The 231-nt window shown below is 66.2% G+C and carries 1 protein-coding gene; it reads left to right on the top strand.

What is annotated here, in order from left to right:
* On the top strand, positions 1–202 hold a 202-nt coding region (locus FS767_RS22685), incomplete at its 5' end, for a cation transporter (protein WP_305986837.1).
* Positions 203–231: the final 29 nt, after the last annotated feature.

Here is a 231-nt window from a genome sequence, read left to right as displayed (position 1 = left end):
GCAGACCATGCATGTCATCAAGGTGATCGGAATGAGTTGCGCCCACTGCGTGAGCGCCATCGAGGCCGCAGTCCTCAAGGTGGACAATCGCGCCCGGGTGGAGGTGGATCTGCAGGCGGGCGAGGTGCGCATCGACAGCGCCGAGGTGGCTGCGCCCTTTCGCGCGGCCATCGAGCAGGCGGGCTATACCGTCGGCGACTGAACCCAGTCGCGCACGATGGCGCGGAAGAA

The sequence above is a fragment of the Pseudomonas sp. DE0010 genome, from assembly GCF_007680745.1.
Taxonomy (GTDB): domain Bacteria; phylum Pseudomonadota; class Gammaproteobacteria; order Pseudomonadales; family Pseudomonadaceae; genus Aquipseudomonas; species Aquipseudomonas parafulva_B.
This window is presented reverse-complemented; position numbering and strand designations above follow the sequence as displayed.